Genomic DNA, 245 nt, shown 5'->3' on the forward strand with positions numbered 1-245 from the left:
TCGGCCGCTATCGCCGCGGTGCGCGCGTCGGGACGCGGCGCACGGGCGCATCTGATTGTCGGGTCCATCTATACCGCGATCTACTGCTTTCTGCCGAACACGCTGCGCCTGTTCAAATCGCTTGCACCGGACTCCGATGTCAGTTTGCAGGAGATGACCATCTCCCAGCAGATTGCGGCACTCAAGGAAGGCGCGATCGAAGTCGGCCTGGTACGCGGCCATGTGTACGACCACAACATCGTCAC

1 protein-coding gene is annotated in these 245 nt (G+C 61.6%); it reads left to right on the forward strand.

What is annotated here, in order from left to right; translation table 11 throughout:
- A partial coding sequence (locus SB679_RS25780; RefSeq protein ID WP_410705215.1) for a LysR substrate-binding domain-containing protein occupies window positions 1-245 on the forward strand: 245 nt, incomplete at both ends.

It is taken from the genome of Chryseobacterium sp. SIMBA_029 (assembly GCF_046535275.1).
In the GTDB taxonomy this organism is placed as follows: Bacteria; Bacteroidota; Bacteroidia; order Flavobacteriales; family Weeksellaceae; genus Chryseobacterium.